Below are 22,107 nucleotides of genomic sequence, written 5' to 3' on the forward strand. Positions count from 1 at the left end.
TCCTGGCCTTAGTGGCTCGGGTGCAGTGCGTCCTTCAGGTACACGCAGGTCAGGATGGTGAACACGTAGGCCTGGATGAAGGCCACCAGAACTTCGAGGGCGTAAACTGCGGTGATCGCGAAGATCGGCAGGAAGCTGAACAGGCCCAGGGCGCCGGCAAAACCTGCGAACACCTTCAGAACCGCGTGGCCGGCCATCACGTTACCGGCAAGACGGATGGAGTGGCTGACAGGGCGCACGAAGTAGGAAATCAGTTCGATGATGGCCAGGATCGGGCGGAGCGCCAGCGGCGCGCTCGACACCCAGAACAGGCCCAGGAAACCGGCGCCGTTCTTGACGAAACCGACGATGGTCACGGTGAAGAATACCAGCGCAGCCAGGATCGCGGTCACCGCGATGTGCGACGTGGTGGTGAAGGACATCGGGATCAGGCCCAGGAAGTTTGCCATCACGATGAACATGAACAGGGTCATGATGTAGGGGAAGAACTTGACGCCGTCCTTACCGGCCACGTCCTCGACCATCTTGTAGATGAAGCCATAGGCCAGTTCCGCCACCGACTGGGTGCGGCCCGGCACGATGGCGCGGCGCGAGGAGCCCAGCACCAGCAGCGCGAACACGGCGGCAACCGCCAGGCCCATCCACAGGGTCACGTTGGTCGGGGTGTACCAGGAGACGTGGTCACCGCCAAACAGCGGCTGCACGATGAACTGGTCCATCGGGTGGATCGCCAGCTTTGATTCCGCCGGAGCGAAAATCAGGCCCGACACTACGACCAGTGCCAGAACTGCGAAAAAGAAAATTTTGCCCATCGGTCCGCTTCTCCTGTCGCCGGCAGCCGATCCCGTCGGATCAGTCCCGGTCTTGCGCATTTTTTTCGGCCTCATCGGCCAGTTTCTTGTCCTGGATCTCCTGCGCGCTGCGAAGCATTGTCTTCACTCCGGCCGCAAGCCCCAGCAATACAAACAGCACCATGAAGATCGGGAGCGTGCCAAACAGCAGGTCGAGCCCGTATCCGATGCCAAAGCCGATCGCGAGACCGGCCACCAATTCGATCACCATCCGCCAGGCCATGTTGGCCATCGAATAATGCTCATCCGCGCGCGGCTTGGGCTCCTGGGCCTTACGCGCCGCCGCCAGCTTCTCCTCCAGCTGCGCCATGCGCTGCTTTTGGTCGTCGTCGGTCACGGGCGCCATCCTCACGCGAAGTTCTGTGAAGGGTGCTAAGGCCAAGGGGCTGAGGAGTCAATTACAAGGATCGAAGATTCAAATTCACATCAAGCCATTGAAAATAAACGGACAAAACTGCAACAGCGCAAGCCGCGCCGCCTTGCCGCAGCCGCCGTTAGCGCCAAACCGCTCCGGATTCCATATTCAACCAAAAGGTTGATTTTAGCGAACAGGCCGCCGCGGCATCCGCAGCCGCACGATCCGCCCATCGATCAGCAGCAGCCCCATCAAGATCGCCGCCATGCCCCACAGATGCTCTGACAGCAGCTGCTCCTTCAGAACAAAGGTGCCCAGGAACAGGGCTGACACCGGCGCGATCAGCGTCGGCAGGGTGATATTGGTCGGCCCCACCTTGGGCAGCACCCAGTAAAAGGCGATGAAGGCAGCCGAGGTCAGCACAAAGCCGATCACCAGCAAGGACGCCCAGGTCTCCATCCGCGTTACGTGCGGCAGGCCTTCGCTCCATATGGCGAGCGGCGCAATCGCGGCGGTGGCGCCGGTCAGCGCAATCGCCACGAGGACCACCGGCTCCATATCCCTGAAGCTGCGCGCGATGTTGACGGAGAAGGCATAGCACAAGGGCGCGCACAACGTGATCAGCACCGCCCAGGCCTCCGACGGCTGGCCGCCCTGCAACAGCGGCAGCGACAGCAGCACGATGCCAAGGAAGCCGCACAGCACCCCCAGCGACTTCAGCACCGTTGCCCGCTCGCCGCCGGGCCAGAAATGCGAGACGGCAACCGCCATCGCCGGGGTGGTGGCATTGACGATCCCGGCCACGCCGCTGGCGATGTGCTGCTGGCCCAGCGCATAAAAGGCAAAGGGGCCGGCATAGCTGAGCACGCCAAAGCCGAACAGCCCCAGCCAGCGCCCCGGCGCTGCGGGCACAGGCTTGCGCGCCGCCAGCACATAGATCCAGCAGCCCAGCGCGCCGAAGCCCACCCGCCCCATCGAGACCGACAGCGGCCCCAGCTCGCGCAGCAGAATGGCGTTAAACATGAACGACATTCCCCAGCCGATGCCGAGGATGAAAATCACCAGCCAGTATTTCAATGCCATGCCATCAATCCCCGCGCGCCTGAAAGCCGCTACCTTGACGGCTCAGGACAGATTGTCAAACCCGCAGGCTGTGGATAGGAGTGAAGGCATGAGCGATCCCCTAGACAGTGTCTTTGCAGCCCTAGCCGACCCGACCCGCCGGGCGATCCTCACCATGCTGCTGGAGGACGACATGGCCGTCACCGATGTGGCGGAGCCCTTCGAGATGTCGCTGGCGGCGATTTCCAAGCATCTGACGATCCTGACCCGCGCGGGCCTGATTGCGCAGGAAAAGCGCGGCCGGGTCAAATGGTGCAAGCTGCAGCCCGACGCCATGCGCGCGGCGTCGGTCTGGATGCAGGGTTTCGGCCAGTTCGAGCCGGTGAACCTGGATGCGTTCGAGCGTTTCCTCGAAGCCGAACTCAACGCCGGGAACACCCGGACTGAGGGCTAGCGCACGACAAAGACCGAGGCTTTGGAATGGCGCACCAGATACCCCGCGTGGGAGGTGGTGATGTAATCCAAGAGCCGCGGCGCATGGCTGCCCGCTATCACCAGATCGGCACCGGTTTCCTTTACCGTGCGGGCCAGGATGCTATCCACTTCTGCCGCAACGTCGTTTGAGTGGACCGTGATGCCGTCCACTTTGACCCCGCCGGTTTTGCCCGCGATCCTGTCCTCGATTTTCCGGGCCAGCGAAGTCATGACCTCCTCTGCCGCAGCATCGTTGAAAGTCTCTCCCGTGGCGCCCCCGGACACGTTGACCAGGGTCATGCGCGCGCCTTCGATCCGGGCCATTTCCATCGCCACGTCCAGCGCCTTTGACACCGGGTCGGGCAGGCGCAGGTCCACCGGGACCAGGATGTGCTTGAACATGTCACGCTCCTCGTTACCTGAGCGCGTTTCCTGCGTCTGTCATGGTAGCCGGGCCAGCTGCGCACGCCTTGACCTCCATCAAGCGGCGCCAGCCGGAGCCGCAGAAGTCACGCGGGCTGCTGCTCCCGCGCGCCCTCCAGCAGCATCACCAGCGCCACCACCGACATCGCCACCCCGATCAGCACCATGCCCGGCGGCGCGCCCCGGCCCAGCGCGATCTCCCACAGGATCACCCAACTGGGCGTGAGGTAGGTATAGGCCATCACCTTGGCCGAGGGCAGCCGCAGGGTTGCGTATTGCAGCAGCACAAAGGTGGCAGAGCTGGCACAGACCGCCAGATAGAACAAACCGACCCAAACGATGCCGGGCAGCTGCATCCAATCAGTCGCCAGAATGTCCCGCCAGCCAAAGGCTGCCAGCAGCGCGCCGCCCGCCAGCAGCATCCCGAATGTGAACACCACAGCCGGTTCGCCCCGGTTCAGCTTGCGCACCATCGGCGTATAGATGGCATGCAGCACGCAGCCCCAGAAATAGATGATCTCACCCTGGCCGATCTCGAACGCCGCCAGCGCGCCCAGGTCGCCGCGCACGATCACCCAGACCGCCCCGCCCGCGCCCAGCGCCAGTGCCAGCGCCATCCAGGGGGTGGTGATCTGGCGCAGCAGCAGCCAGCCGAACAGCGCGCTCATCACCGGTACCAGCGTGAACACCGCCGCGGCGCTGACCGGCGCCGCGGTCTGCAGCCCGTAGAACATCAGCACGAAATAGCCGCCGAACAGCCCGCCCAGCACCGCAAACCGCCAGGGCGCGCGGAAATGGGCGCGCCGCAGCCCGGTGGTTGCCAGCGCCGCCGCGCCGATGACAACCGCGGCAATGCCGAAACGTGCCGCGTTCAGCGCCGCGGGCGCGATCTCATTCGCCACCATAACGCCCAGCGAAAACGACCCCGCCACCAGCGCCGAGAACATCAGCATCGCAAGATGCCCGCGCAGCGCCTCGCTCACAGCTGCCAGTCCTTCACCTGCTCCTTCAGGAACTTCAGGAACGCCTGCACCTTGGTGGTCCGGTGCAGATCGACATGGGTGACCAGCCACAGAGCGCCCTCCCAGTCTTCCTGCGGTGCCATCATCTCCACCAGATCCGGCTCCTGCCGCGCCTCCCAGGCCGCCATGAACCCGATCCCCGCGCCGCTGCGCACGGCCGCCTTCAGGGTGGCGCCGTCGGTACAGCGGAAGGCAATCGCCTCCGCCGGAGCATTGGCCCGCAGCCAGCGCGAAAACGGCGCCCGGCTGCCCTCGTCGTCCTGGCCGACAAAGCGGTGATTGGGGATATCGTCCGCCCCCTTCAGCAGGCCGTGTTTTTCAGCATAGGACTTGGCGGCATAAAGGCCGATCTGCTGCTTCATGAAAGGCTGCACCACATTGTCCGGCTGATCCGGCGCATTGCCTGCACGGACCGCCACATGCGCCTCGCCGTATTCCAGCCGGAACAGCCGGTCGCCGGTCAGATAGCGGATGATCAGCCCCGGATGCATGTCCTGGAACTGTTTCAGCGCCGGCACCATCATCGGCGCAAAGGACGCCAGCGAGGTCACCACCAGCTCGCCCGAGACATCATCGCCCTGCCCCTTCAGCCGCCCGACCAGCTGGCTGAACTGATCATCCGTGGCCTGCGCCACCCGCAACAGGTCCTGCCCGGCCTCCGTCGGCGTATAGCCGCGGGCATGGCGCTGGAACAGCTTCACCCCCAGCCGCGCCTCGATCGCGTCGATGTGGCGGATCACGGTGGCGTGATGCACCCCCAGCACCTCCGCCGCGCCGCTGACCGTGCCCATGCGGGCCACCTGATAGGCGGTGCGGACTTCATCCCAGTTTTCCATGCCAGTCTCCCTGCCAGCAGAACTGCGCGCCAGCGCACAAATGTTGTTATTTGATCGCCGTTGCGTTCAAATTTGCAATACCCCAAATTCCTGTCTGCAACAAGCACAGGACCACGAATATGACCCGCACCATTCTCCACATCGACTCCTCCGCCCGCATCGAGGGCTCTGTCACCCGCGACCTCTCGGCCCGGATCGTGAGCCGCCTCGGCGCCGGACAGGTGATCCGCCGCGACCTGGCCGCGCCGCTGCCGCTGCTGGACGGCGCCTGGGTGGGCGCCAATTTCACCCCGGCGGACCAGCGCAGCGAGGAGCAGAAACAGCTGCTCGCCCTATCGGACTCGCTGGTGGAGGAACTGAAACAGGCGGATACCATCGTGATCGGCGCGCCGGTCTACAACTTCTCGGTGCCTTCCACGCTCAAGGCCTGGATCGACCTGGTGGCCCGCGTCGGCCTCACCTTCCAGTACCATGAAACCGGCCCCATCGGCCTGCTGGAAGGCAAGCGCGCCGTCATCGTCATGGCCTCCGGCGGCACCCAGGCCGGCTCCGACATCGACTTTGCCACCACCTACCTGCGCCACGTGCTGGGCTTCATCGGCATCACCGATGTCGAGGTCGTGGCCGCCGACGCCATGTCCATCGACGCCGACGGCGCTCTGGCCAAGGCAGAAAGCCAGATCGAAGCCCTGGCAGCCTGACCCGCAGCGCCCCGGTCCCGCCGCCAGCATTCCCTGCGGAGCGCTGGCGGCTTTTTTACGTTTGGCAGCCCTGCGCTGCCGTGCCAGTCTGCCCGCAGCGGCATCTCAAGGGCAGGCAATTTGATGAAGAAGATCGGCATTCTCGGCGGCGTCGGCTGGGCCTCCACCATCGATTATTACCGCGCCATCTGCGAAGGCGCCGGGCGGTTCTTTGCAGACCGCGGCGCGGCCGCGCCGCTGCCGGTGCCGCCCATCACCATCGAATCCGTGGTACAGGCCCAAACCCGCGCCTTGCGCGGCCGCCCGGGGGATGAGGCCAGCTGGGCCGCCTTCGACGCTGTCTTCCGCGACGCCCTGCTGACGCTGGAGCGGGCCGGCTGCGACTTCGCCCTGATCGCCTCCAACACCCCGCACGCCCGGCTGCATGCGATACGGGAGGGCGTGGTGATGCCGGTCCTCAGCATCTTCGACGCAACCGCCAGGGCCACCGCAGCAAGCGGTACCACTCAGGCGCTGGTGCTGGGCACCGCCGTCACCATGCAGGCCCGCAACTACGCGAATGTGCTGGCGGAACACGGTGTCAGCGCCAACGACACCCTGCCAGACGCTGAAATTGCCGAAATGCAAGCCATGATCGACGAGGATTTTCACGGCGGCGCGGCCAGTGGCGCGCAGGTCCGCCTGCTGCGCTTCTGCGCGCGCCACGCGCAACCCGGCACCGCCATCCTGCTGGCCTGCACCGAACTGCCGCTGGCCTTCCCGGACCGAATCGACGATGTCAGCTTTGAGGCCGGGGGCTTCCTGTTCGTGAACCCCTCCGCGGCCCACGTGGCCGCCGCGCTGGATCTGGCGCTGGAGGAGGAACGGGCCGGTTAGACCCAGTTCACCGCGACGCCGGCCTTCCTAAAGAACGCCATCACAGCATCGCGCGTCATCGCAACCGTGCGGTCATTGACCAGGGGGTGCATGTAAATCAAATCCGCCTCCTGCGCCTGCGCATCCATATAGAAGGTCACACCCTTCTCCACCCCGGTGATCATCGCCAGCGGGCTGACCGCGCCGGGGCGGATGCCGAGGTTCTCCAGCAGCCTGTCCGCCGAGCCGAACGACAGATTGCCGATCCCCAGTTCAGCGCCCAGCGCCTTCAGGTCGATCTCGCGGTCCTGCTGCAGCGTCACCAGATAGCTCCGCTTCTTCTTGTCGCGCAGATACAGATTTTTCAGCCGCAGCGCGTTTTCACCCGGCACCATGAACTGATCCTCAACCGCCTTGGCCTCTTCCACCGTGCGCAGCGGAACATGGCTATGCAATTGGTAAGCGATACCCCAATCGTCCAGCTGCTTCAGCAGCGCATCCGAGGAGACAGGCAGGCTGTCCTGACAGGCCGATGAGGCATCCATGATCTTACTCCGCAAGCCGTTCCGGGTCGCTGCGCAGATCACGCAAAAAGACTCCGAATTGCAAGCTGTATCATCAATGCACAGAGGGCCGCGCCCGGGCCTCGGGGCGGATGCTGAAAGCGCCCTCCCCGTGGGGGAGGGTCGGGCGCGGCCCGGGCTTTCGGCGGGACAGACGGCGAGCAATCAGCCCGCGCCCGATCCTACGCCTCGGCGAAATCCGCCCGCCGCGCCTCCTCATAGTGGTCGAAATCGGTGCTGAACCAGCCGGTGCCGCGGGTTGCGCTGGCCAGCGTGTTGCACAGATCGTCCTGCGCCGACATCGGCAGCAGCGTTTCGAACACGTCCCAGCCGGCAACGCCATCCTCGGCCTCAAAGCCCAGGATCTGCCCCTTCATCCCGCTCACCACCGGCACCAGCCCGCCGGTAAAGACCGACGGCACATGGATCTGCACCCGCATGATCGGCTGCAGCAGCACCGCGCCAGCCTCCGCCAGTGCCTCCCTCACCGCGTTCTTGCCCGCGGTGCGGAAGGCATAGTCGGAACTGTCCACCGAGTGATGCTTGCCGTCCTTCAGGGTCACACAGACATCCACCACCGGGTGTCCATTGAGACCCTGCGCCAGCGCCTCGCGCGCGCCGGCCTCGACCGAGGGGATGTAGTTCTTGGGCACCGCACCGCCCTTCACGGTTTCCTCGAACACAAAACCGCCGCCGCGCGGCAGAGGCTTCACCTCGATCACCACATCGGCAAACTGGCCGGCGCCGCCGGACTGCTTGCGGTGGCGGTAATGCACCTGCACGGATTTCTTGATGGTCTCGCGCAGCGCCGGCGGCACCGGCCCCTCCTCCACCTCGACGCCGAACTCATCCTTCAAGGCCTGCTTGATCCGGCGCATGTGCAACGGCCCCTGCAGACTCAGCAGCACATGGCCGCTGGCCTCCTCCTGGCCCACCACCAGCGCCGGGTCGATCTCCGCCAGCCGCTCCAGCGCGCCCGACAGCCGCGCGTCGTCACGCTCATGCACCGGGGTGATTACGCGCCGGAAGGTCGAGGGCCGCGGCTGCGCCCAGTCCGGCAGCGGCGCCGCCCCGTCCGGGCCGTAGGAATAGCCCAGGTTCAAATGGTCCGACTTCACCGCCTGCCCCATATCCCCGGGTGTCAGGCGGGTGATGGCCGCGGAGCCGACACCGGTCAGCGACCCGAGCGTTGCGCCGCCTACCGGCAGCCCGTTGCCGACACTGCCGTCCAGCGCCCGCACCATCACCGTCTTGCCAAGATGCTTGACCAGATCGGCCATGCAGCCGACCGCCATCACCTTGCCGCCCCGCGACAGCCGCTCCAGCGCGACACCCACATCCGGCGCTTCATGCCGCAGCGATTTCATCAGCCGCAGAATGCCGTTCTTATGCTCGGCCGATCCCATCAGCGCCGGGATCAGGTCGTTATGCTGCAGCACCTTGGTGGCCACGTCATAAACCTCCTCCGGCATCACTTTCTGATCCTCGATCAGCTCCTCCAGCAGCGTGTCGTCAAAATCCGCCAGCGCCTCCAGCAGCTCGGTCCGCGCCTCCTGCTCGCGGGCATACATCGCCACCGGCAGCTCAATCAGCGCCGAGGGCTTGCCCTCCTGATACTGCCAGGCGCGTTCCGAGATCAGATCCACAGCACCCACAACCTGCCCGTCCTCGCGGATCGGCACTTGCCGCAGGATGATGTTGTGGCTGCAATAGGCCTGAAGCGCGGCAACAATCTCCGCCACCCGGTCCGTTGCCTGGTCCATCCGGTTGACAAAAATAAAGGCAGGGATCCCCGCCTCCTCCAGCTTGCGCAAGTACGGCGCGCTGAGGACCGCAGCGCCGGCGTCAGCCGGTACGCAGAGGACGGCAGCGTCGCTGGCGGCCAATGCCGGGCCCGCCTGCGCCAGATTGTCGGCCCCGCCCGCGATGTCGATCGCAGCCCAGTCCTCCCCCATAAATAAAAAAGGCTGCAAAGCGGCGACGCCTGCAACCTCCTGCCGTTTGCCGGCGGCGCTGTCCAGATTGGCCAGCGCCGTGGCCAGCGTTGATTTGCCGGACTGCGACGGTCCCAGAATAGTGAAAACGCGCATGTTCTCAGATCCTCCCATGGCTGATGCTGCTGCCCGCATAGGGCCGCGGACGCGAACGTTCGCGCATCATGCCTGTGCTGCAGATCTGCCTCGGCGCCCCTCCGGGCAGGCCCCGCCATTGAGTGCGGCAATGGGCCAATCTCCCGATGTTGGCCAAGCCCGCCCCTCCGAGTCAAGCGCGCAGAGGGCGTAGCTGCGCTGCTTGCCGCTCATCTCTGACGGCCAGCCGGCCGGCTCCCCGAGAACCGCAGCCTTTTGCAGGGAAAGCTGATGCCATGAAAGCCACCCACAACACACCCGAGCGGCTGATCCTGGACGACACGCCCTGGTTCATCGGGATCGCACCCGCCCGGCTCATCCTGGCTTTCGCCGGCGCCGGCCTTGACGCTGCCAGCACCGGCGGTGAAACCCTCTGGTTCGGACCGGGCTTTGCCGCCTTCTGCCTTTTCGTGCGCAGGGTGCAGGTGATCCTCGACCGCCCCGGCGGCAGCATCGTGATCCGGAGGCAGTCCGTGTTCGGCAGCAGCCAGGTGGAGCACTTCCTCGCCGATCTCTCCCGCGCCGAGGTCGAAAGCGCCACCAGCCGCAGCGAGGGCCGCACCCGCACGCTGTTCAGCCCCGTGCTGGTGCTGGACGGCGGCTTGAGCGCCGACCGCCACCCGGTGGTCGAGGCCTACACCAATGGCGGCGGCCCGCATCGGCTGGCGGAGGCAATCAATGCCTGGCTGCCTGCCTCGGCGGCGGAGGCGCAAACATACGGGCGCTAGTCTGCTATCGGGTGCGCAGCTGCTACCGCTCAGCCCGTGAAAGTGCAGTACTCTCTGACGTAGCGAATGTAGCCCTTTGTAAACATCTCGGCCTTGGCCCTCACGTTCTCACCATGATGCTCGATGAGTCCCGCTGCTGTTTCCGCAAAGTAATACGATGTACCGTCTCCGCGCGGAGAAGGCTCATATTCACCGCGAGGTTTTCGGAGAAATGGTTTCTCCATCCGGAAGCCCGCCCCATCCTTGCCTTCGAGGAAGACATAGGCCGTTGGAGGTTCGTTTTCCTCGACATAGTGGTAGTGAACCAACTGCCCTGCGTTTGGAAATTCGACCAGGTCCACTGTACACATCGGGATTGTAAATGACATCCACAAAACCCAGCCTGGCTCTTCGCGTTTAAGCCAGCGGTAGGTTGTTAGCGTGCAGCCATCGACCTCGACCTCATGCCGCTCTTCGCTGGTCTCGTTCCTGCCGCCCGCCTCGATCTGCGCAATCAGATCCTCCCGGGTCACCTCGTCCGCCAGCAGCGGCGATGCCAGCACCCCGCAGCACAGGGCAATGGCGTTCAGAAAATTCCTCATGAAAAAAGCCCGCTTCAAACAACATCACTGTTGCAGGTTGCAGCTAGCCATTGCCCCGCCAGCGATCAAGCCGCAAAGGTTGACTCCGGCGGCCAATCCGCGTAACGCCTGCCCAAACATCCGGGAGATCTGAGTCTTCCGGTCCCTGCCCGTGCCAGGGATCGCCCCCCCACCAGCGTGTTACGCCCGTGGGGGCAAACGCGTTTGGTTTGCCCCCGCGACGGACACGAGGACTTGGGCGGCATTTGCGCATGGACCGCTTGTCCCCTACATACGGGGGCGCCACACATTGAAACCGGCAACAGGAGGCCGCAGGCATGTTTGAAAATCTATCCGAACGCCTATCCGGCGTCTTCGACCGGCTCACCAAACAGGGCGCCCTGAACGAAGAAGACGTCAAATCCGCCCTGCGCGAGGTCCGCGTCGCGCTGCTGGAGGCCGACGTCTCGCTGCCGGTTGCCCGCGATTTCGTCAAACGGGTGCAGGAACAGGCCACCGGCCAGGCCGTCACCAAATCGGTGACCCCGGGCCAGCAGGTGGTCAAGATCGTGCACGACGCGCTGGTCGATGTGCTGCGCGGCGACGAGGACCCCGGCAAGCTAAAGGTCGACAACCCGCCTGCACCCGTCCTGATGGTCGGCTTGCAGGGTTCCGGTAAGACCACCACCACCGGCAAGCTCGCCAAGCGGCTGAAGGAGAAAGAGGGCAAGAAGGTCCTGATGGCCTCGCTCGACGTCTACCGCCCGGCGGCGATGGACCAGCTGGCGGTGCTGGGCATGCAGATCGGCGTTGACACCCTGCCGATCGTGCCCGGCCAGAAACCCGTCGACATCGCCAAGCGCGCCAAGCAGCAGGCGACATTGGGCGGCTATGACGTCTACATGCTCGACACCGCCGGCCGCCTGCACATCGACGAGACCCTGATGCAGGAGGTCGAGGACGTCCGCAACGTGGTCTCCCCGCGCGAGACCCTCTTGGTGGTCGATGGTCTGACCGGCCAAGTCGCGGTTGAGGTGGCCGAGGAATTCGACGCCAAGATCGGCATCTCCGGCGTGGTGCTGACCCGGATGGACGGCGACGGCCGCGGCGGCGCCGCGCTGTCGATGCGCGCCGTCACCGGCAAGCCGATCCGCTTTGTCGGCCTGGGCGAGAAGATGGATGCGCTGGAGACCTTCGAGGCAGACCGGATCGCCGGCCGCATCCTCGGCATGGGCGACATCGTGGCGCTGGTCGAAAAGGCTCAGGAAACCATCGAGGCCGAACAGGCCGAGAAGATGATGAAGCGCATGATGAAGGGTCAGTTCAACATGAACGACCTGAAAATGCAGCTTGAACAGATGCTCCAGATGGGCGGCATGGAGGGCATGATGCAAATGATGCCCGGCATGGGCAAAATGGCCAAGCAGGTGCAGGACGCCGGCATGGACGACAAGGTGCTGAAGCGCCAGATCGCCATGATCCAGTCGATGACCAAGAAGGAACGCGCCAACCCCGCCCTGCTGCAGGCCAGCCGCAAGAAACGCATCGCGGCCGGCTCCGGCATGGAGGTATCCGACCTCAACAAGCTTCTGAAAATGCACCGGCAGATGGCCGATGTGATGAAGAAGATGGGCAAAATGGGCAAAGGCAAGATGCTGAAACAGGCCATGAAGGGCATGTTCGGCAAAGGCGGTATGCCGGATATGGCCGGCATGGACCCCAGCCAGATGGATCCCAAGGCGCTGGAAGCTGCGGCCAAGGCGATGGGCGGCGGCAAGGGCCTGCCCGGCGGCCTCCCCGGCCTCGGCGGCATGGGCCTTCCCGCGGGGCTCAGCGGTTTCGGTAAGAAGAAGTAAGCCATGCATCTCCCCGCCATCCCTCACCTTGAAACCGAACGCCTGGTCCTGCGCGGACCGGAGGCGGCGGATTTCGGGCCGGTGGCAGCGTTCTTCGCCGATGAAGCGCGCTCCTGGGGATTTGGCGGGCCGCTGGACCGCAACGAGGCCTGGCGCTGGTTCGCTATGTCGGTGGGACATTGGGCGATCCGCGGCTTCGGCTTCTGGACCATCACCTGCAAGGATACAGGCGCGGCGCTGGGGATCACCGGCCTCTGGCAGCCCGAAGGCTGGCCGGAACCGGAACTGGGCTGGGTGGCCTTCCCGGCCGGCGAAGGCCGCGGCATCATGGCCGAGGCTGCCCGGGCCGCCCGCACCCATGCTTATGAGGTGATGGGCCTGCCGGCGCTCTGCTCCAACATCTTCCCCGGCAACACCCGCTCCGTAGCCCTGGCTGAGCGGCTGGGCGCGGTGTTCGAGAAAGACTTCGACAACCCCAAGCATGGGCGCGAACTGGTCTACCGCCACCCCGCGCCTGCCGCCTCCTGCGACGGCGGAATGGAGGCCTACGCATGAGCTTCCATCAAATCAGCCCCAGCCAGCCCCGCCCGGCTGCTGCAGAGACGGCCTGCTTAACCGAAAATTACGCAGTCTCCCCGATACTCCTTCACCGGATGGGTGAATTTCAGGCCGGGCGGTCCGCCGCCCGGGCGAAGGGGTATATTATGGAAGACTCGCAAAAACGGTATCCGCGCCTCGTATCAAAACGTCTGATGCTGATTTCTCCAGCCGATCCGGAGTTTGACGCGAACTCTGCTTTCCTGGACCCGGGCGCACCGCGTTTCATCGACGCGGCGGAGGACCCGGATTCGCTGTGGTGGTCGATTGCCACCATCATCGGCCACTGGCACCTGCACGGTTATGGACTGTTCGCCGTGGTCGAGCGCAGCACCGGCATGACTGTCGGCCTCGTCGGCCCCTGGTTCCCCAAAGGCTGGCCGGAGCCGGAACTGTCCTGGCACCTGATGGAGCCAGGCCGCGGCAAGGGCTATGCCAGCGAAGCCGCGCAGGCTGTGCTCGACTGGCTGTTTGCAGAGGCCGGCTGGGACACCATCGTCTCTTACGTGCCGGAGGAGAACGACGCCTCCATCGCACTGGCCCGCCGTGTCGGCGCCCGCCCGGAAAAACCGGTTTCCTTCCGACTGCAGCCCGCGCCCAACATCCGCGCCTGGCGCCACATGCCGCCGGCCGGCGCGTCCGGCCCGCAGGATGCACGGGGGCTGCTGCACTGATGCGCTTCGGCGGGATCATATCCCGGCCCGGCCGCGCCCTTCCCGTGGAAGGAGCGCGCTGATGCCGTTTGACATCCCGGTGATCGAAACCCGCCGCCTGGTGCTGCGCGGCCCCGCGCCGCAGGACTACCCGGACTTCAAGGCCACCTTCAGCTCCTACCGCTCCCGCTTCATGGGCGGGCCGCTGAACCCTTACGAGGCCTGGATGCTCTATGCCGCCGAGATCGGCCACTGGCAGGTGCGCGGCTTCGGCATGTGGATGATCCACGACAAGGCCACCGATGAAACCTACGGCATGGCCGGCGGCTGGCAGCCCGCAGGCTGGCCGGAGCGCGAGATCGCCTGGATCATCTGGCCCGGTGCGGCCGGCAAGGGCTATGCGCTGGAGGCTGCGCACGCCGCACGCCGGCATTTTTATTCAAATCTGGGCTGGGAGACCGCGGTCAGCTATATCGACCCCAAGAATCTCGACTCGATCCGGCTCGCGGAACGGCTTGGCGCCAAGAAGGACCACGAGGCCGCCACCATCGACGGCAACGATGCGGTTTACCGCCACCCCGCCCCGGACGCCCTGAAGGACAGCCAGATTGCGCATGGGATCGACATGGAAATCGCCCATTATGCCGACCCGCTCTTCAAACCGGAGGGCTGGGCCATTGACTGAACAGCGTTTCGATACCATGTCGCTGCACTGCGGCGGTGCACAGATGGTGCACGCCCGCTGCACGCGCGGCGCCCCCTTGATGCCTCCCCGGCCTGCTGCATTGCGGAGAAGCTGATGACAACAGATATCCAAGATCCCGTCGCCCGCGCAGCCCAGCTGCTGAAGGGCCACCGCGAAAGCATCGACCGCCTGGACGCGATCCTCGTCTACACCCTGGGCGAGCGCTTCAAGCACACCCAGGCGGTGGGCCGGCTCAAGGCCGAACACGACCTTCCCCCGTCCGATCCCACCCGCGAAGCGGCGCAGATCGCACGGCTCGAAGACCTGGCGCAGCAGGCCGATCTGGACCCTGAATTCGCCAAGGCATTTTTGAACTTCATCATTGGTGAAGTCATCCGCCACCACAAGAAACACCAAGAATAACAACGACAACAGGAACAACCGGGGCATACCCCGGACAACGCCATCAAAGGAGATGTACCCATGGCAATGAAAATCCGTCTGGCCCGCGGCGGCTCTAAAAAGCGTCCCTTCTACCGCATCGTGGCTGCTGACAGCCGCATGCCGCGCGACGGCCGCTTCATCGAGAAGCTGGGCACCTACAACCCGCTGCTGCCGAAAGATTCGGAAGACCGCGTGAAAATGGACATGGAGCGCGTGCAGCACTGGCTGGACCAGGGCGCCCAGCCGACCGACCGTATCGCCCGCATGCTGGAAGCAGCAGGCGTCCGCGCCAAGGCCGAGCGCAGCAACCCGAAAAAAGGCACCCCGGGCAAGAAAGCCCAGGAGCGCGCGGAAGAGAAAGCTGCAAAGGCTGCTGAAGCCGCCGAAGCAGCTGCAGACGCGGAATAATTCCGTGGAGCTGCGGGGCGCTTTTCCCGAAGAGTTCCGCAGCCAGCTTGATCTGCTGATGCGGCTCCGGCGCGACGTGCGCCGGTTCCGCAGCGATCCGGTGGAGGAGGCAGTGCTGCAGCGCTGCCTCTCTGCCATTCCGCTGGCCCCGTCGGTGGGGCTGAGCGAACCCTGGCGCATCCTGCGGGTGGAGAGCGAAACCGCCCGCGCCGCGGCGCTGAAGAATTTCGAACAAGCCAATGCCGAGGCGCTGTCGGGGTATTCCGGCGAGCGTGCCGAACGCTATGCCGGGCTCAAGCTGTCAGGCATGCGCGACGCCCCGGTGCAGCTGGCAGTCTACTGCGACGACGAAACCGTCCAGGGCCACGGCCTGGGGGCCGCCACGATGCCGGAGATGCGCCGCTATTCGGTGGTCACCGCCATCACCCTGTTCTGGCTGGCCTTGCGCGCCGAAGGTTTGGGGCTGGGCTGGGTTTCGGTCCTCGACCCGCAGCAGCTGAACCGCGACCTGAACGCCCCGGACGGCTGGCAGCTGATCGGCTATTTCTGCATCGGCTACCCGGAGCGGCTCTCGGACACGCCGGAGCTGGAGGAGCAGGGCTGGGAAAGCCGGGTAGCGGATCTGCCGCTGGAAACCCGCTGAGGCCGCCCATGGGACGGTTGATAAGGCTTGTGTTTTTTGTTGCAGTGGCTTTTACCGCGGGCATCTTTTTTGAACGCAACCACCAAAGCGAGCTCTGCGAACAATCCGGCGGCCAGTGGCTGCGCGCAGGCTTCTGTGCAAAGGAATAAGACCATGAGCGAACTGATCTGCGTGGGTGCGGTGGCCGGCGCTTTCGGCGTGCGCGGCGAGGTGCGGCTCAAGAGCTTCTGCGCCATCCCGGAAGAGATCGAGGATTATTCCCCCCTCAGCAATGAGGATGGCAGCCAGAGCTACTCCCTGATGATCACCCGGCCGATCAAGAACGGCTTTGCCGCCAGGATCAGCGGGGTGGAAACCAAGGAGGACGCCGACGCGATCAAGGGGCTGCGCCTGTTTGCCCGCCGCGATCAGCTGCCGCAACTGCCGGATGACGAGTTCTACCACGCCGACCTGATCGGGCTGGAGGTTTACGACACCGGCGGCACCCTGCTGGGCACGGTGAAATCGGTGCAAAACCACGGTGCCTCAGACCTGCTGGAGATCCACGGCCCCGGGCTGAAGGCCACGGTGCTGCTGCCCTTCACTCTGGAGGCGGTGCCGACCGTCGACCTGAGCCAGGGCCGCATCATTGCCGACCCGCCCGAAGGGCTGATCTGAGGCGGCTGTTCACCCGGCTTCCTCACCCAGCAGCGCCTCAAACACCTGCGCAATCCTGACCGCAGCCTCCGCGCTTTTCAGCTTTTGCTCCGGCGGCTTGTGGCACAATCCTGCCCAGATTCTGAAAAGGCGGTGAGCATAGAAGAAGCGGAAAACGGGATCATTCACCAGATCCGCGCCATAACCGTCCTGGAAGGCTTCCCAATCGGCCTGCGCAACCAGCCCGAACCCAGGCGTGCGGCCTTCCGCCGCCAGATGGTCAGGGCAATTTGCCAGCCAGAGATTGGCAAGGTCGCGCTGCGGGAAGATGCCGTCATGGTTTGAAAAGTCGATAAAGGAGACGGCCGCCTCCGGCATGAGGATATTGCGCAGATGCAGGTCGCCATGTTCGACAGCTCCGCGAAAGGAATGCCCCCGCGCTCGCTGTGCCGCCCGGTGCAGGTAGGCGCACAGCCCCAGAAACTTGTTGGGTTTCGGCACCGGCAGCTGCCCGTCGCGCACCGCCTGGGCCTGGTTCGAAACCCGGGTCAGAAACGGCTTCGGCCAAAATTGCCTTTCCCCCGCGCCGGAAACCTCGTGCAAGGCGGCCACCGCAGACCCAATCCGCCGCAAAACACTGCTGCGGTCCCCGAACCCGTATTCCGTAAGCGCCAATTCACGGTGCGCCGTATCCCCCCGGACAAATTCCATCAGGACGGCAGCGCTCTGCGTGTCCCGCCACAGGAGCGCTGGTGCTGACACGCCCGGCACCGCCTTCAGATTGTCGGCAGCGGCCTGATGCCGGTCCAGAAAACTGGCCTGCCGCAGCGGATCGGACGCCTCGAAATCGGCACGCAAGACAAAGCTCCGGCCATCGGCGGTCCTTACCTCCAAGACACAGCGGCGATGCTCAACACCGCTGTTGACCTGCATCCTGCGGAACACGGCCCCATCTTCGGGCAGGCAGGATGCCGTGGCCGCCGTGGGCCAAAGCGCCTGTGTTCGGGTCTGTACCGCGTCCACCGCAGCAAACGGATCGTACCGGGCTGCCGCAGACGGCTGTTCTGAATTCATCGAAACACCAAAGCTTTTTATTGCGTGGAAATCTGACTGCACTAAACAGCAACATTATGACTGCACCAAGCAAATCTCATGGCCGCAAAGCCATCCGCCCGACCCTGAAGCCGCGCGAGCTGATGACGCCGACGCCGGATCTGGCGGGGGTGTGGAAAGCCAAGATCATCACGCTGTTCCCTACAGCCTTTCCGGGCGTGCTGGGCGAAAGCCTGACCGGCAAGGCGCTGCAGGAGGGCCTGTGGCAGCTGGAGACCGTAGACCTGCGCGAGTTCGGCATCGGCAAGCACCGCAATGTCGATGACACACCAGCCGGCGGCGGCGCCGGCATGGTGCTCAGGGCCGACGTCCTGGGCGAGGCGATCGAGCACACGATGGCGGACTCCCGGGGCAACTGGCCGCTGGTCTACCTGTCCCCGCGCGGGCGGCGGATGGACCAGCAGATGATGCAGAGCTTTGCCCGGTGCGACGGCATCACCCTGCTGTGCGGCCGTTTCGAAGGCGTCGACGAGCGCGTGCTGGAGCATTACGGCATTCAGGAAGTCTCCCTGGGCGATTTTGTCATGACCGGCGGCGAGCTGGCAGCCCAGGCGCTGATTGACGCGACCGTGCGGCTGATCCCCGGGGTGCTTGGCAACCAGGCCTCCACCGAGGAGGAGAGCTTCTCCTCCGGCCTGCTGGAGCATCCGCAATACACCCGCCCCGCCGAATGGAAAGGCCTGGAGATCCCCGAAGTCCTGATGTCCGGTCACCACGGCAAGATAGCCGAATGGCGCCACGGCATGAGCGAAGAGATCACCAGAACCCGCCGCCCGGATCTGTGGGAGGCCTATTGCCGCAAGACCCAAAAAGGCGGCTGAACGGCGGTCCGGTTGCCCGGCCCGGAGAACGCCCGCAGCGCCAGACCGTTGCCGGACGCCCCAAGCCGTGCTTTAGTCCGCTCATATTCATGAAGAATTAGGAGTGAACAGGGTGGCTGCTAAATTTGAACTCTACACCGACAACGCGGGGGAATTCCGCTTCCGCCTGAAAGCAGGCAACGGCGAGAACATTCTGTCCAGCGAGGGCTACAAGCAGAAGGCCAGCGCCGAGAACGGCATCGAATCGGTCAAGAAAAACGCCGGCGACGATGCCCGGTATGAGCGCAAGGAAACCTCTGCGGGCAAGCACATGTTCAATCTGAAGGCCACCAACGGCCAGGTGATCGGAACCTCGCAGAGCTATGCCAGCGCCTCAAGCCGCGATGGCGGCATCGAGTCGGTCAAGAAAAACGCGGCGGACGCCACGGTGGACGATCAGACCGCATGACGGCCTGAAACCGCCGGGGTGCGCGCCCCAGATCAATTGCGATAAGATTTGGCAAGCGTTTTGGGAAAACTCTTGCGCGCGGCGCAGCGGGGCACTTGTTTTGTTGGGGCCGCGGACGTATACAGCGCCGGTCTGGATTCGCATTTGCGGCTCCGGGCCGCTGGCTGTTGGATCACTCACCTGGAAATCTTCTTCGGTTTTCGCTTTGGGCCCGGCCGTCGGCAGCAAGGAACAGACGGCGTGATCTCTGGCGGGCTGCCATTTGGCGGGACCCGGTGAAGACCAGGAGCTCTCATGACGGCGCAAACCTCTGCGGCATGAACCGCAGGCAGATTTAGGAGAGTTGCGATGGACCTGATCGCACAGCTGGAGGCGGAACAGATCGCCGCCCTGGGGAAAGAGATCCCCGACTTCAAAGCCGGTGACACCATCCGTGTCGGCTACAAGGTGACCGAAGGCTCGCGTTCGCGCGTGCAGATGTACGAAGGCGTTTGCATCAGCCGCAAGAACGGCGCAGGCATTGCCGGTTCGTTCACCGTCCGCAAGATTTCGTTCGGCGAAGGCGTGGAGCGTGTGTTCCCGCTGTATTCGACCAACATCGACTCGATCGAAGTGGTGCGCCGCGGCCGCGTCCGCCGCGCCAAGCTGTACTACCTGCGCGCCCGCCGCGGCAAGTCGGCCCGTATCGCAGAAGACGCGAACTATAAGCCCAAGAAAGCCTGAGGAGCGGTATCATGAAAAAAGACACTCATCCCGATTACCACTTCATCGACGTCAAAATGACCGACGGCACCATCCTCAAGATGCGCTCCACCTGGGGCTCCGAGGGTGATCAGCTGGCCCTGGACATCGACCCGACCGTGCACCCGGCCTGGACCGGCGGCACCTCGCGCCTGCTGGACGCCGGCGGCCGCGTGTCCAAGTTCAAAAAGAAATACGAAGGCCTGGGCTTCTAAGCCGCCTGCCGTATTTTGCAGAACTCCCGAAGGCTGCCCCGGACGGGCAGCCTTCTTTCTTTTTCTTCTGACGCTGGGGCCGGATGCGCGCCCCGCGGGAAAGACAGCCCCCTCGTGAAACAAGCCCTGGCCAACGCACTGCAAGAGCGCGGATATGAAACCCTGACCCAAGTGCAGGAGGCTGTGACCCAGCCCGACGTGGAAGGGCGCGACCTGCTGGTGTCTGCACAGACCGGATCGGGCAAGACTGTCGGTTTTGGCCTGGCTTTGGCTCAGGATCTGCTGGGTGAGGATGAGGCGTTCGGCGAGGCCGCGGCGCCGCTGGCGCTGGTGATTGCCCCGACCCGCGAGCTGGCGCTGCAGGTGAAGCACGAGCTGAGCTGGCTTTACCGCGAGGCGGGCGCCGTGATTGCCTCCTGCGTCGGCGGCATGGATATGCGCGATGAGCGCCGGGCGCTGGCCCGCGGTGCCCACATTGTCGCGGCAACCCCGGGGCGGCTGCGCGACCACATTGCGCGCGGCTCCATCGATCTGAGCCAGGTGCGCGGCGTGGTGCTGGACGAGGCCGACGAGATGCTGGACCTTGGGTTCCGCGAGGACCTGGAGTTCATCCTGGGCGAAGCACCCGAAGACCGCCGCACCCTGCTGTTCTCCGCCACCGTGCCGCCGGCGATTGCCAGCCTGGCCGAGACCTTTCAGCGCGACGCGATGCGGATCAAGACCGCAGGCGAGACCAAGCAGCACGCGGATATCGAATACCGTCTGATGAGCGTGGCGCAAGCGGACGCGGAAAACGCCATCATCAACGTGCTGCGCTACTATGAGGCGCCCAGCGCCATCGTCTTTGCCAACACCCGCGCGGCGGTGAACCGTCTGGCGGCGCGCCTGACCAACCGCGGTCTGCCGGTGGTGACGCTGTCGGGCGAGCTGAGCCAGACCGAGCGCAGCCACGCGCTGCAGGCGATGCGCGACGGGCGCGCGCGGGTCTGCGTGGCCACCGACGTGGCGGCACGCGGCATCGACCTGCCGGGGCTGGAGCTGGTGGTCCATGCGGAACTGCCCTCGAACCACGAAACGCTGCTGCACCGCTCCGGCCGGACCGGCCGCGCGGGCCGCAAGGGCGTCAGCGCGCTGATCGCGCCGCCCAAGGCGCGCGCCAAGGCCCTGCGCCTGCTGAAGTGGGCCAAACTGACCGCCGAACATTGCGAAGCGCCCTCTGCCGATGATGTGTTGGCGCGGGATGAAGAGCGGATGCTGGCCGATCCGGTCTGGCAGCAGCCCGTTGAGGAGAACGAGCAGGCCGGTGTCCAGACCCTGCTGGACAATTTCTCGGCCGAGCAAATCGCCGCCACCTATCTGCGCCTGTTCCGCAGCCGCCATTCGGCGCCAGAGGATCTGCGCCCGGCAGGTGAGGAAGAGCCACGCAAGGAGCGCAAGGAACGCAAAGCCTTTGGCCCCTCCGTCTGGTTCTCCCTGTCCGGCGGCCGCGAGGCCGGTGCCGACCCGCGCAAGGTGCTGCCGATGCTGTGCAAGGCCGGCAATATCGACCGCGACGCCATCGGTGCAATCCGGGTGCAGGACAATGAAACCTTTGCCGAAATCAGCGAGGGCGCTGTTAACGGCTTCCTGAAGGCGCTGGGCGGCAAGACCGAATTGGAACCGGGCGCCGTGCTGACCCGGCTGTCCGAGGCGCCTGACCTGGCCCCTGCTCCGCGCCGCGGGCCTGGCGGGCCCAAGGGCGGCTTCAAGGGCGACCGCAAGCCCATGCCCCACCGCGGCAAGGAAGACGGCCCGAAGCCCTACCGCCGCAAGGCTGAAGCCGGGGAAGACAGCCGTCCGCCGCGCAAGGAGTGGAAAGATAAACCGGCGCGGGACGAGCGGCGGGAGCCGCGCGCGGAGACCCGCCCCAGTAAACCCAAGCCGGCCGTGACAGCCAAGCCCAAGGGCGCGTCCGATCCCTCCAAGCGGATGGCAAGGCCCGGCGCGCCCGCAGGCAAGCCGTTCAAAGCCAAGGGGCCGAAACCGCCGGCGGGCAAGCCGAACAGCAAGAAGAACAAGGCGCGCGCGGCGGCACCCCAGACAGGGAAGGGCGGCAAGGGCGGCGATGCACGCCCCAAGCGCAGCCCCTCCGGGCCTGCAAAGCACCGGTGAAGCCCGGCCTTGGTGCCCGTTAAATCCGCTGGGCCAGTGTTGCGGATTTAATGGGCGCTAACCCTAAATTCACCAGCCTGCGCGCACCACTTTTCTTGGCCGAATCCAGAGCCTATACAGGGGCACAAAGCTAAAGA

General features: G+C 65.0%; 27 protein-coding genes. 17 read left to right on the top strand and 10 right to left on the bottom strand.

Annotated features, from left to right (window positions below; all coding sequences use genetic code 11):
• Positions 1–8 precede the first annotated feature (8 nt).
• The 3 genes from R2C4_RS16480 to R2C4_RS16490 all read right to left on the bottom strand — a co-directional run bounded on the left by R2C4_RS16480 (position 9) and on the right by R2C4_RS16490 (position 2,289).
• On the bottom strand, positions 9–812 hold the full coding sequence (locus tag R2C4_RS16480) for a F0F1 ATP synthase subunit A (RefSeq protein WP_058286472.1): 804 nt from the start codon (positions 810–812) through the stop codon (positions 9–11).
• Positions 813–852: 40 nt separating this feature from the next.
• Complete coding sequence (locus tag R2C4_RS16485; RefSeq protein ID WP_027244948.1) at positions 853–1,188, bottom strand: AtpZ/AtpI family protein; 336 nt, start codon at positions 1,186–1,188, stop codon at positions 853–855.
• A gap of 204 nt (positions 1,189–1,392) precedes the next feature.
• Complete coding sequence (locus R2C4_RS16490; protein ID WP_141891462.1) at positions 1,393–2,289, bottom strand: DMT family transporter; 897 nt, start codon at positions 2,287–2,289, stop codon at positions 1,393–1,395.
• Positions 2,290–2,377: 88 nt separating this feature from the next.
• Between R2C4_RS16490 and R2C4_RS16495 the strand changes: the two genes are divergently transcribed.
• Complete coding sequence (locus R2C4_RS16495) at positions 2,378–2,722, top strand: ArsR/SmtB family transcription factor (protein ID WP_141891463.1); 345 nt, start codon at positions 2,378–2,380, stop codon at positions 2,720–2,722.
• On the opposite strand, the gene R2C4_RS16500 is transcribed toward R2C4_RS16495, so the two are convergent.
• From R2C4_RS16500 to R2C4_RS16510, 3 genes are all read right to left on the bottom strand, one after another.
• Positions 2,719–3,144 carry a universal stress protein gene (locus R2C4_RS16500; RefSeq protein ID WP_141891464.1) on the bottom strand — a complete coding sequence of 142 codons (426 nt, stop codon included), beginning with the start codon at positions 3,142–3,144 and terminating at the stop codon, positions 2,719–2,721. The genes R2C4_RS16495 and R2C4_RS16500 overlap by 4 nt on opposite strands.
• A gap of 107 nt (positions 3,145–3,251) precedes the next feature.
• Positions 3,252–4,148, bottom strand: a complete 897-nt coding sequence (locus R2C4_RS16505; RefSeq protein WP_058286467.1) for a DMT family transporter — start codon at positions 4,146–4,148, stop codon at positions 3,252–3,254.
• A complete protein-coding gene (locus tag R2C4_RS16510) occupies positions 4,145–5,023 on the bottom strand; it encodes a LysR family transcriptional regulator (RefSeq protein WP_141891465.1) in 879 nt (292 codons plus the stop codon). Before R2C4_RS16510 ends, R2C4_RS16505 begins: the two co-directional genes overlap by 4 nt.
• A 119-nt stretch (positions 5,024–5,142) precedes the next feature.
• Between R2C4_RS16510 and R2C4_RS16515 the strand changes: the two genes are divergently transcribed.
• Positions 5,143–5,724: an FMN-dependent NADH-azoreductase gene (locus tag R2C4_RS16515; protein ID WP_141891466.1), complete on the top strand. Its 582-nt coding sequence runs from the start codon at positions 5,143–5,145 to the stop codon at positions 5,722–5,724.
• A gap of 123 nt (positions 5,725–5,847) precedes the next feature.
• Positions 5,848–6,600 (top strand): aspartate/glutamate racemase family protein, encoded by a 753-nt coding sequence (locus R2C4_RS16520; protein WP_141891467.1) that lies wholly within the window; start codon positions 5,848–5,850, stop codon positions 6,598–6,600.
• Here R2C4_RS16520 and R2C4_RS16525 read toward each other — a convergent pair.
• Together R2C4_RS16525 and R2C4_RS16530 are read right to left on the bottom strand one after the other, a co-directional pair.
• Positions 6,597–7,124, bottom strand: coding sequence for a prolyl-tRNA synthetase associated domain-containing protein (locus R2C4_RS16525; protein ID WP_141891468.1), 528 nt, complete (start codon positions 7,122–7,124; stop codon positions 6,597–6,599). The genes R2C4_RS16520 and R2C4_RS16525 overlap by 4 nt on opposite strands.
• Positions 7,125–7,324: 200 nt before the next feature.
• The gene (locus R2C4_RS16530; protein ID WP_141891469.1) at positions 7,325–9,232 is read right to left on the bottom strand and encodes an elongation factor G; all 1,908 of its coding nucleotides are present in this window, start codon (positions 9,230–9,232) and stop codon (positions 7,325–7,327) included.
• 275 nt (positions 9,233–9,507) lie between these two features.
• Between R2C4_RS16530 and R2C4_RS16535 the strand changes: the two genes are divergently transcribed.
• Positions 9,508–9,999 carry a hypothetical protein gene (locus tag R2C4_RS16535; RefSeq protein ID WP_141891470.1) on the top strand — a complete coding sequence of 164 codons (492 nt, stop codon included), beginning with the start codon at positions 9,508–9,510 and terminating at the stop codon, positions 9,997–9,999.
• 29 nt (positions 10,000–10,028) lie between these two features.
• Here the strand turns inward: R2C4_RS16535 and R2C4_RS16540 are convergent, their stop codons facing one another.
• Positions 10,029–10,580, bottom strand: a complete 552-nt coding sequence (locus R2C4_RS16540; RefSeq protein ID WP_141891471.1) for a hypothetical protein — start codon at positions 10,578–10,580, stop codon at positions 10,029–10,031.
• 317 nt (positions 10,581–10,897) lie between these two features.
• On the opposite strand from R2C4_RS16540, the gene ffh reads away from it, so the two are divergent.
• The 8 genes from ffh (at position 10,898) to rimM (ending at position 16,502) form a co-directional block, all read left to right on the top strand.
• Complete coding sequence (gene ffh, locus R2C4_RS16545) at positions 10,898–12,415, top strand: signal recognition particle protein (protein ID WP_058286460.1); 1,518 nt, start codon at positions 10,898–10,900, stop codon at positions 12,413–12,415.
• Between the two features lie 3 nt (positions 12,416–12,418).
• Complete coding sequence (locus R2C4_RS16550) at positions 12,419–12,970, top strand: GNAT family N-acetyltransferase (protein WP_141891472.1); 552 nt, start codon at positions 12,419–12,421, stop codon at positions 12,968–12,970.
• Positions 12,971–13,167: 197 nt separating this feature from the next.
• On the top strand, positions 13,168–13,686 hold the full coding sequence (locus R2C4_RS16555) for a GNAT family N-acetyltransferase (protein WP_082649539.1): 519 nt from the start codon (positions 13,168–13,170) through the stop codon (positions 13,684–13,686).
• Positions 13,687–13,747: 61 nt separating this feature from the next.
• Positions 13,748–14,350, top strand: a complete 603-nt coding sequence (locus R2C4_RS16560) for a GNAT family N-acetyltransferase (RefSeq protein WP_141891473.1) — start codon at positions 13,748–13,750, stop codon at positions 14,348–14,350.
• A 114-nt stretch (positions 14,351–14,464) separates the two neighbouring features.
• On the top strand, positions 14,465–14,773 hold the full coding sequence (locus R2C4_RS16565; RefSeq protein ID WP_027235628.1) for a chorismate mutase: 309 nt from the start codon (positions 14,465–14,467) through the stop codon (positions 14,771–14,773).
• 60 nt (positions 14,774–14,833) lie between these two features.
• Positions 14,834–15,202 carry a 30S ribosomal protein S16 gene (gene rpsP / locus R2C4_RS16570; protein ID WP_027235629.1) on the top strand — a complete coding sequence of 123 codons (369 nt, stop codon included), beginning with the start codon at positions 14,834–14,836 and terminating at the stop codon, positions 15,200–15,202.
• Positions 15,203–15,260: 58 nt separating this feature from the next.
• Positions 15,261–15,845, top strand: a complete 585-nt coding sequence (gene bluB, locus R2C4_RS16575; protein ID WP_244940829.1) for a 5,6-dimethylbenzimidazole synthase — start codon at positions 15,261–15,263, stop codon at positions 15,843–15,845.
• Positions 15,846–15,998: 153 nt separating this feature from the next.
• Positions 15,999–16,502 (top strand): ribosome maturation factor RimM, encoded by a 504-nt coding sequence (rimM, locus tag R2C4_RS16580; RefSeq protein ID WP_141891475.1) that lies wholly within the window; start codon positions 15,999–16,001, stop codon positions 16,500–16,502.
• 9 nt (positions 16,503–16,511) lie between these two features.
• Here the strand turns inward: rimM and R2C4_RS16585 are convergent, their stop codons facing one another.
• The gene (locus R2C4_RS16585; RefSeq protein ID WP_244940741.1) at positions 16,512–17,426 is read right to left on the bottom strand and encodes an aminoglycoside phosphotransferase family protein; all 915 of its coding nucleotides are present in this window, start codon (positions 17,424–17,426) and stop codon (positions 16,512–16,514) included.
• A gap of 185 nt (positions 17,427–17,611) precedes the next feature.
• Between R2C4_RS16585 and trmD the strand changes: the two genes are divergently transcribed.
• The 5 genes from trmD to R2C4_RS16610 all read left to right on the top strand — a co-directional run bounded on the left by trmD (position 17,612) and on the right by R2C4_RS16610 (position 21,970).
• Positions 17,612–18,415: a tRNA (guanosine(37)-N1)-methyltransferase TrmD gene (trmD, locus tag R2C4_RS16590; protein WP_141891477.1), complete on the top strand. Its 804-nt coding sequence runs from the start codon at positions 17,612–17,614 to the stop codon at positions 18,413–18,415.
• Positions 18,416–18,527: 112 nt separating this feature from the next.
• A complete protein-coding gene (locus R2C4_RS16595; RefSeq protein ID WP_141891478.1) occupies positions 18,528–18,863 on the top strand; it encodes a YegP family protein in 336 nt (111 codons plus the stop codon).
• 348 nt (positions 18,864–19,211) lie between these two features.
• On the top strand, positions 19,212–19,586 hold the full coding sequence (rplS, locus tag R2C4_RS16600; protein ID WP_027244967.1) for a 50S ribosomal protein L19: 375 nt from the start codon (positions 19,212–19,214) through the stop codon (positions 19,584–19,586).
• Positions 19,587–19,597: 11 nt separating this feature from the next.
• A complete protein-coding gene (gene rpmE, locus R2C4_RS16605; protein WP_058286449.1) occupies positions 19,598–19,819 on the top strand; it encodes a 50S ribosomal protein L31 in 222 nt (73 codons plus the stop codon).
• A gap of 114 nt (positions 19,820–19,933) precedes the next feature.
• The gene (locus R2C4_RS16610; protein WP_141891479.1) at positions 19,934–21,970 is read left to right on the top strand and encodes a DEAD/DEAH box helicase; all 2,037 of its coding nucleotides are present in this window, start codon (positions 19,934–19,936) and stop codon (positions 21,968–21,970) included.
• Positions 21,971–22,107: the final 137 nt, after the last annotated feature.

Source organism: Leisingera aquaemixtae, from assembly GCF_006740765.1.
Lineage (GTDB): Bacteria > Pseudomonadota > Alphaproteobacteria > Rhodobacterales > Rhodobacteraceae > Leisingera > Leisingera aquaemixtae.

Excerpts from the sequence above, each read along its gene's own strand:
- R2C4_RS16510 (WP_141891465.1), bottom strand. The coding sequence starts at position 5,023 with ATGGAAAACTGGGATGAAGTCCGCACCGCCTATCAGGTGGCCCGCATG.
- R2C4_RS16555 (WP_082649539.1), top strand. The coding sequence starts at position 13,168 with ATGCTGATTTCTCCAGCCGATCCGGAGTTTGACGCGAACTCTGCTTTC.
- R2C4_RS16565 (WP_027235628.1), top strand. The coding sequence starts at position 14,465 with ATGACAACAGATATCCAAGATCCCGTCGCCCGCGCAGCCCAGCTGCTG.
- ffh (WP_058286460.1), top strand. The coding sequence starts at position 10,898 with ATGTTTGAAAATCTATCCGAACGCCTATCCGGCGTCTTCGACCGGCTC.
- R2C4_RS16550 (WP_141891472.1), top strand. The coding sequence starts at position 12,419 with ATGCATCTCCCCGCCATCCCTCACCTTGAAACCGAACGCCTGGTCCTG.
- rpsP (WP_027235629.1), top strand. The coding sequence starts at position 14,834 with ATGGCAATGAAAATCCGTCTGGCCCGCGGCGGCTCTAAAAAGCGTCCC.
- trmD (WP_141891477.1), top strand. The coding sequence starts at position 17,612 with ATGACTGCACCAAGCAAATCTCATGGCCGCAAAGCCATCCGCCCGACC.
- R2C4_RS16500 (WP_141891464.1), bottom strand. The coding sequence starts at position 3,144 with ATGTTCAAGCACATCCTGGTCCCGGTGGACCTGCGCCTGCCCGACCCG.
- R2C4_RS16530 (WP_141891469.1), bottom strand. The coding sequence starts at position 9,232 with ATGCGCGTTTTCACTATTCTGGGACCGTCGCAGTCCGGCAAATCAACG.
- R2C4_RS16540 (WP_141891471.1), bottom strand. The coding sequence starts at position 10,580 with ATGAGGAATTTTCTGAACGCCATTGCCCTGTGCTGCGGGGTGCTGGCA.
- R2C4_RS16490 (WP_141891462.1), bottom strand. The coding sequence starts at position 2,289 with ATGGCATTGAAATACTGGCTGGTGATTTTCATCCTCGGCATCGGCTGG.
- R2C4_RS16560 (WP_141891473.1), top strand. The coding sequence starts at position 13,748 with ATGCCGTTTGACATCCCGGTGATCGAAACCCGCCGCCTGGTGCTGCGC.
- rimM (WP_141891475.1), top strand. The coding sequence starts at position 15,999 with ATGAGCGAACTGATCTGCGTGGGTGCGGTGGCCGGCGCTTTCGGCGTG.
- R2C4_RS16515 (WP_141891466.1), top strand. The coding sequence starts at position 5,143 with ATGACCCGCACCATTCTCCACATCGACTCCTCCGCCCGCATCGAGGGC.
- R2C4_RS16495 (WP_141891463.1), top strand. The coding sequence starts at position 2,378 with ATGAGCGATCCCCTAGACAGTGTCTTTGCAGCCCTAGCCGACCCGACC.
- rpmE (WP_058286449.1), top strand. The coding sequence starts at position 19,598 with ATGAAAAAAGACACTCATCCCGATTACCACTTCATCGACGTCAAAATG.
- rplS (WP_027244967.1), top strand. The coding sequence starts at position 19,212 with ATGGACCTGATCGCACAGCTGGAGGCGGAACAGATCGCCGCCCTGGGG.
- bluB (WP_244940829.1), top strand. The coding sequence starts at position 15,261 with ATGCGGCTCCGGCGCGACGTGCGCCGGTTCCGCAGCGATCCGGTGGAG.
- R2C4_RS16520 (WP_141891467.1), top strand. The coding sequence starts at position 5,848 with ATGAAGAAGATCGGCATTCTCGGCGGCGTCGGCTGGGCCTCCACCATC.
- R2C4_RS16535 (WP_141891470.1), top strand. The coding sequence starts at position 9,508 with ATGAAAGCCACCCACAACACACCCGAGCGGCTGATCCTGGACGACACG.
- R2C4_RS16480 (WP_058286472.1), bottom strand. The coding sequence starts at position 812 with ATGGGCAAAATTTTCTTTTTCGCAGTTCTGGCACTGGTCGTAGTGTCG.
- R2C4_RS16525 (WP_141891468.1), bottom strand. The coding sequence starts at position 7,124 with ATGGATGCCTCATCGGCCTGTCAGGACAGCCTGCCTGTCTCCTCGGAT.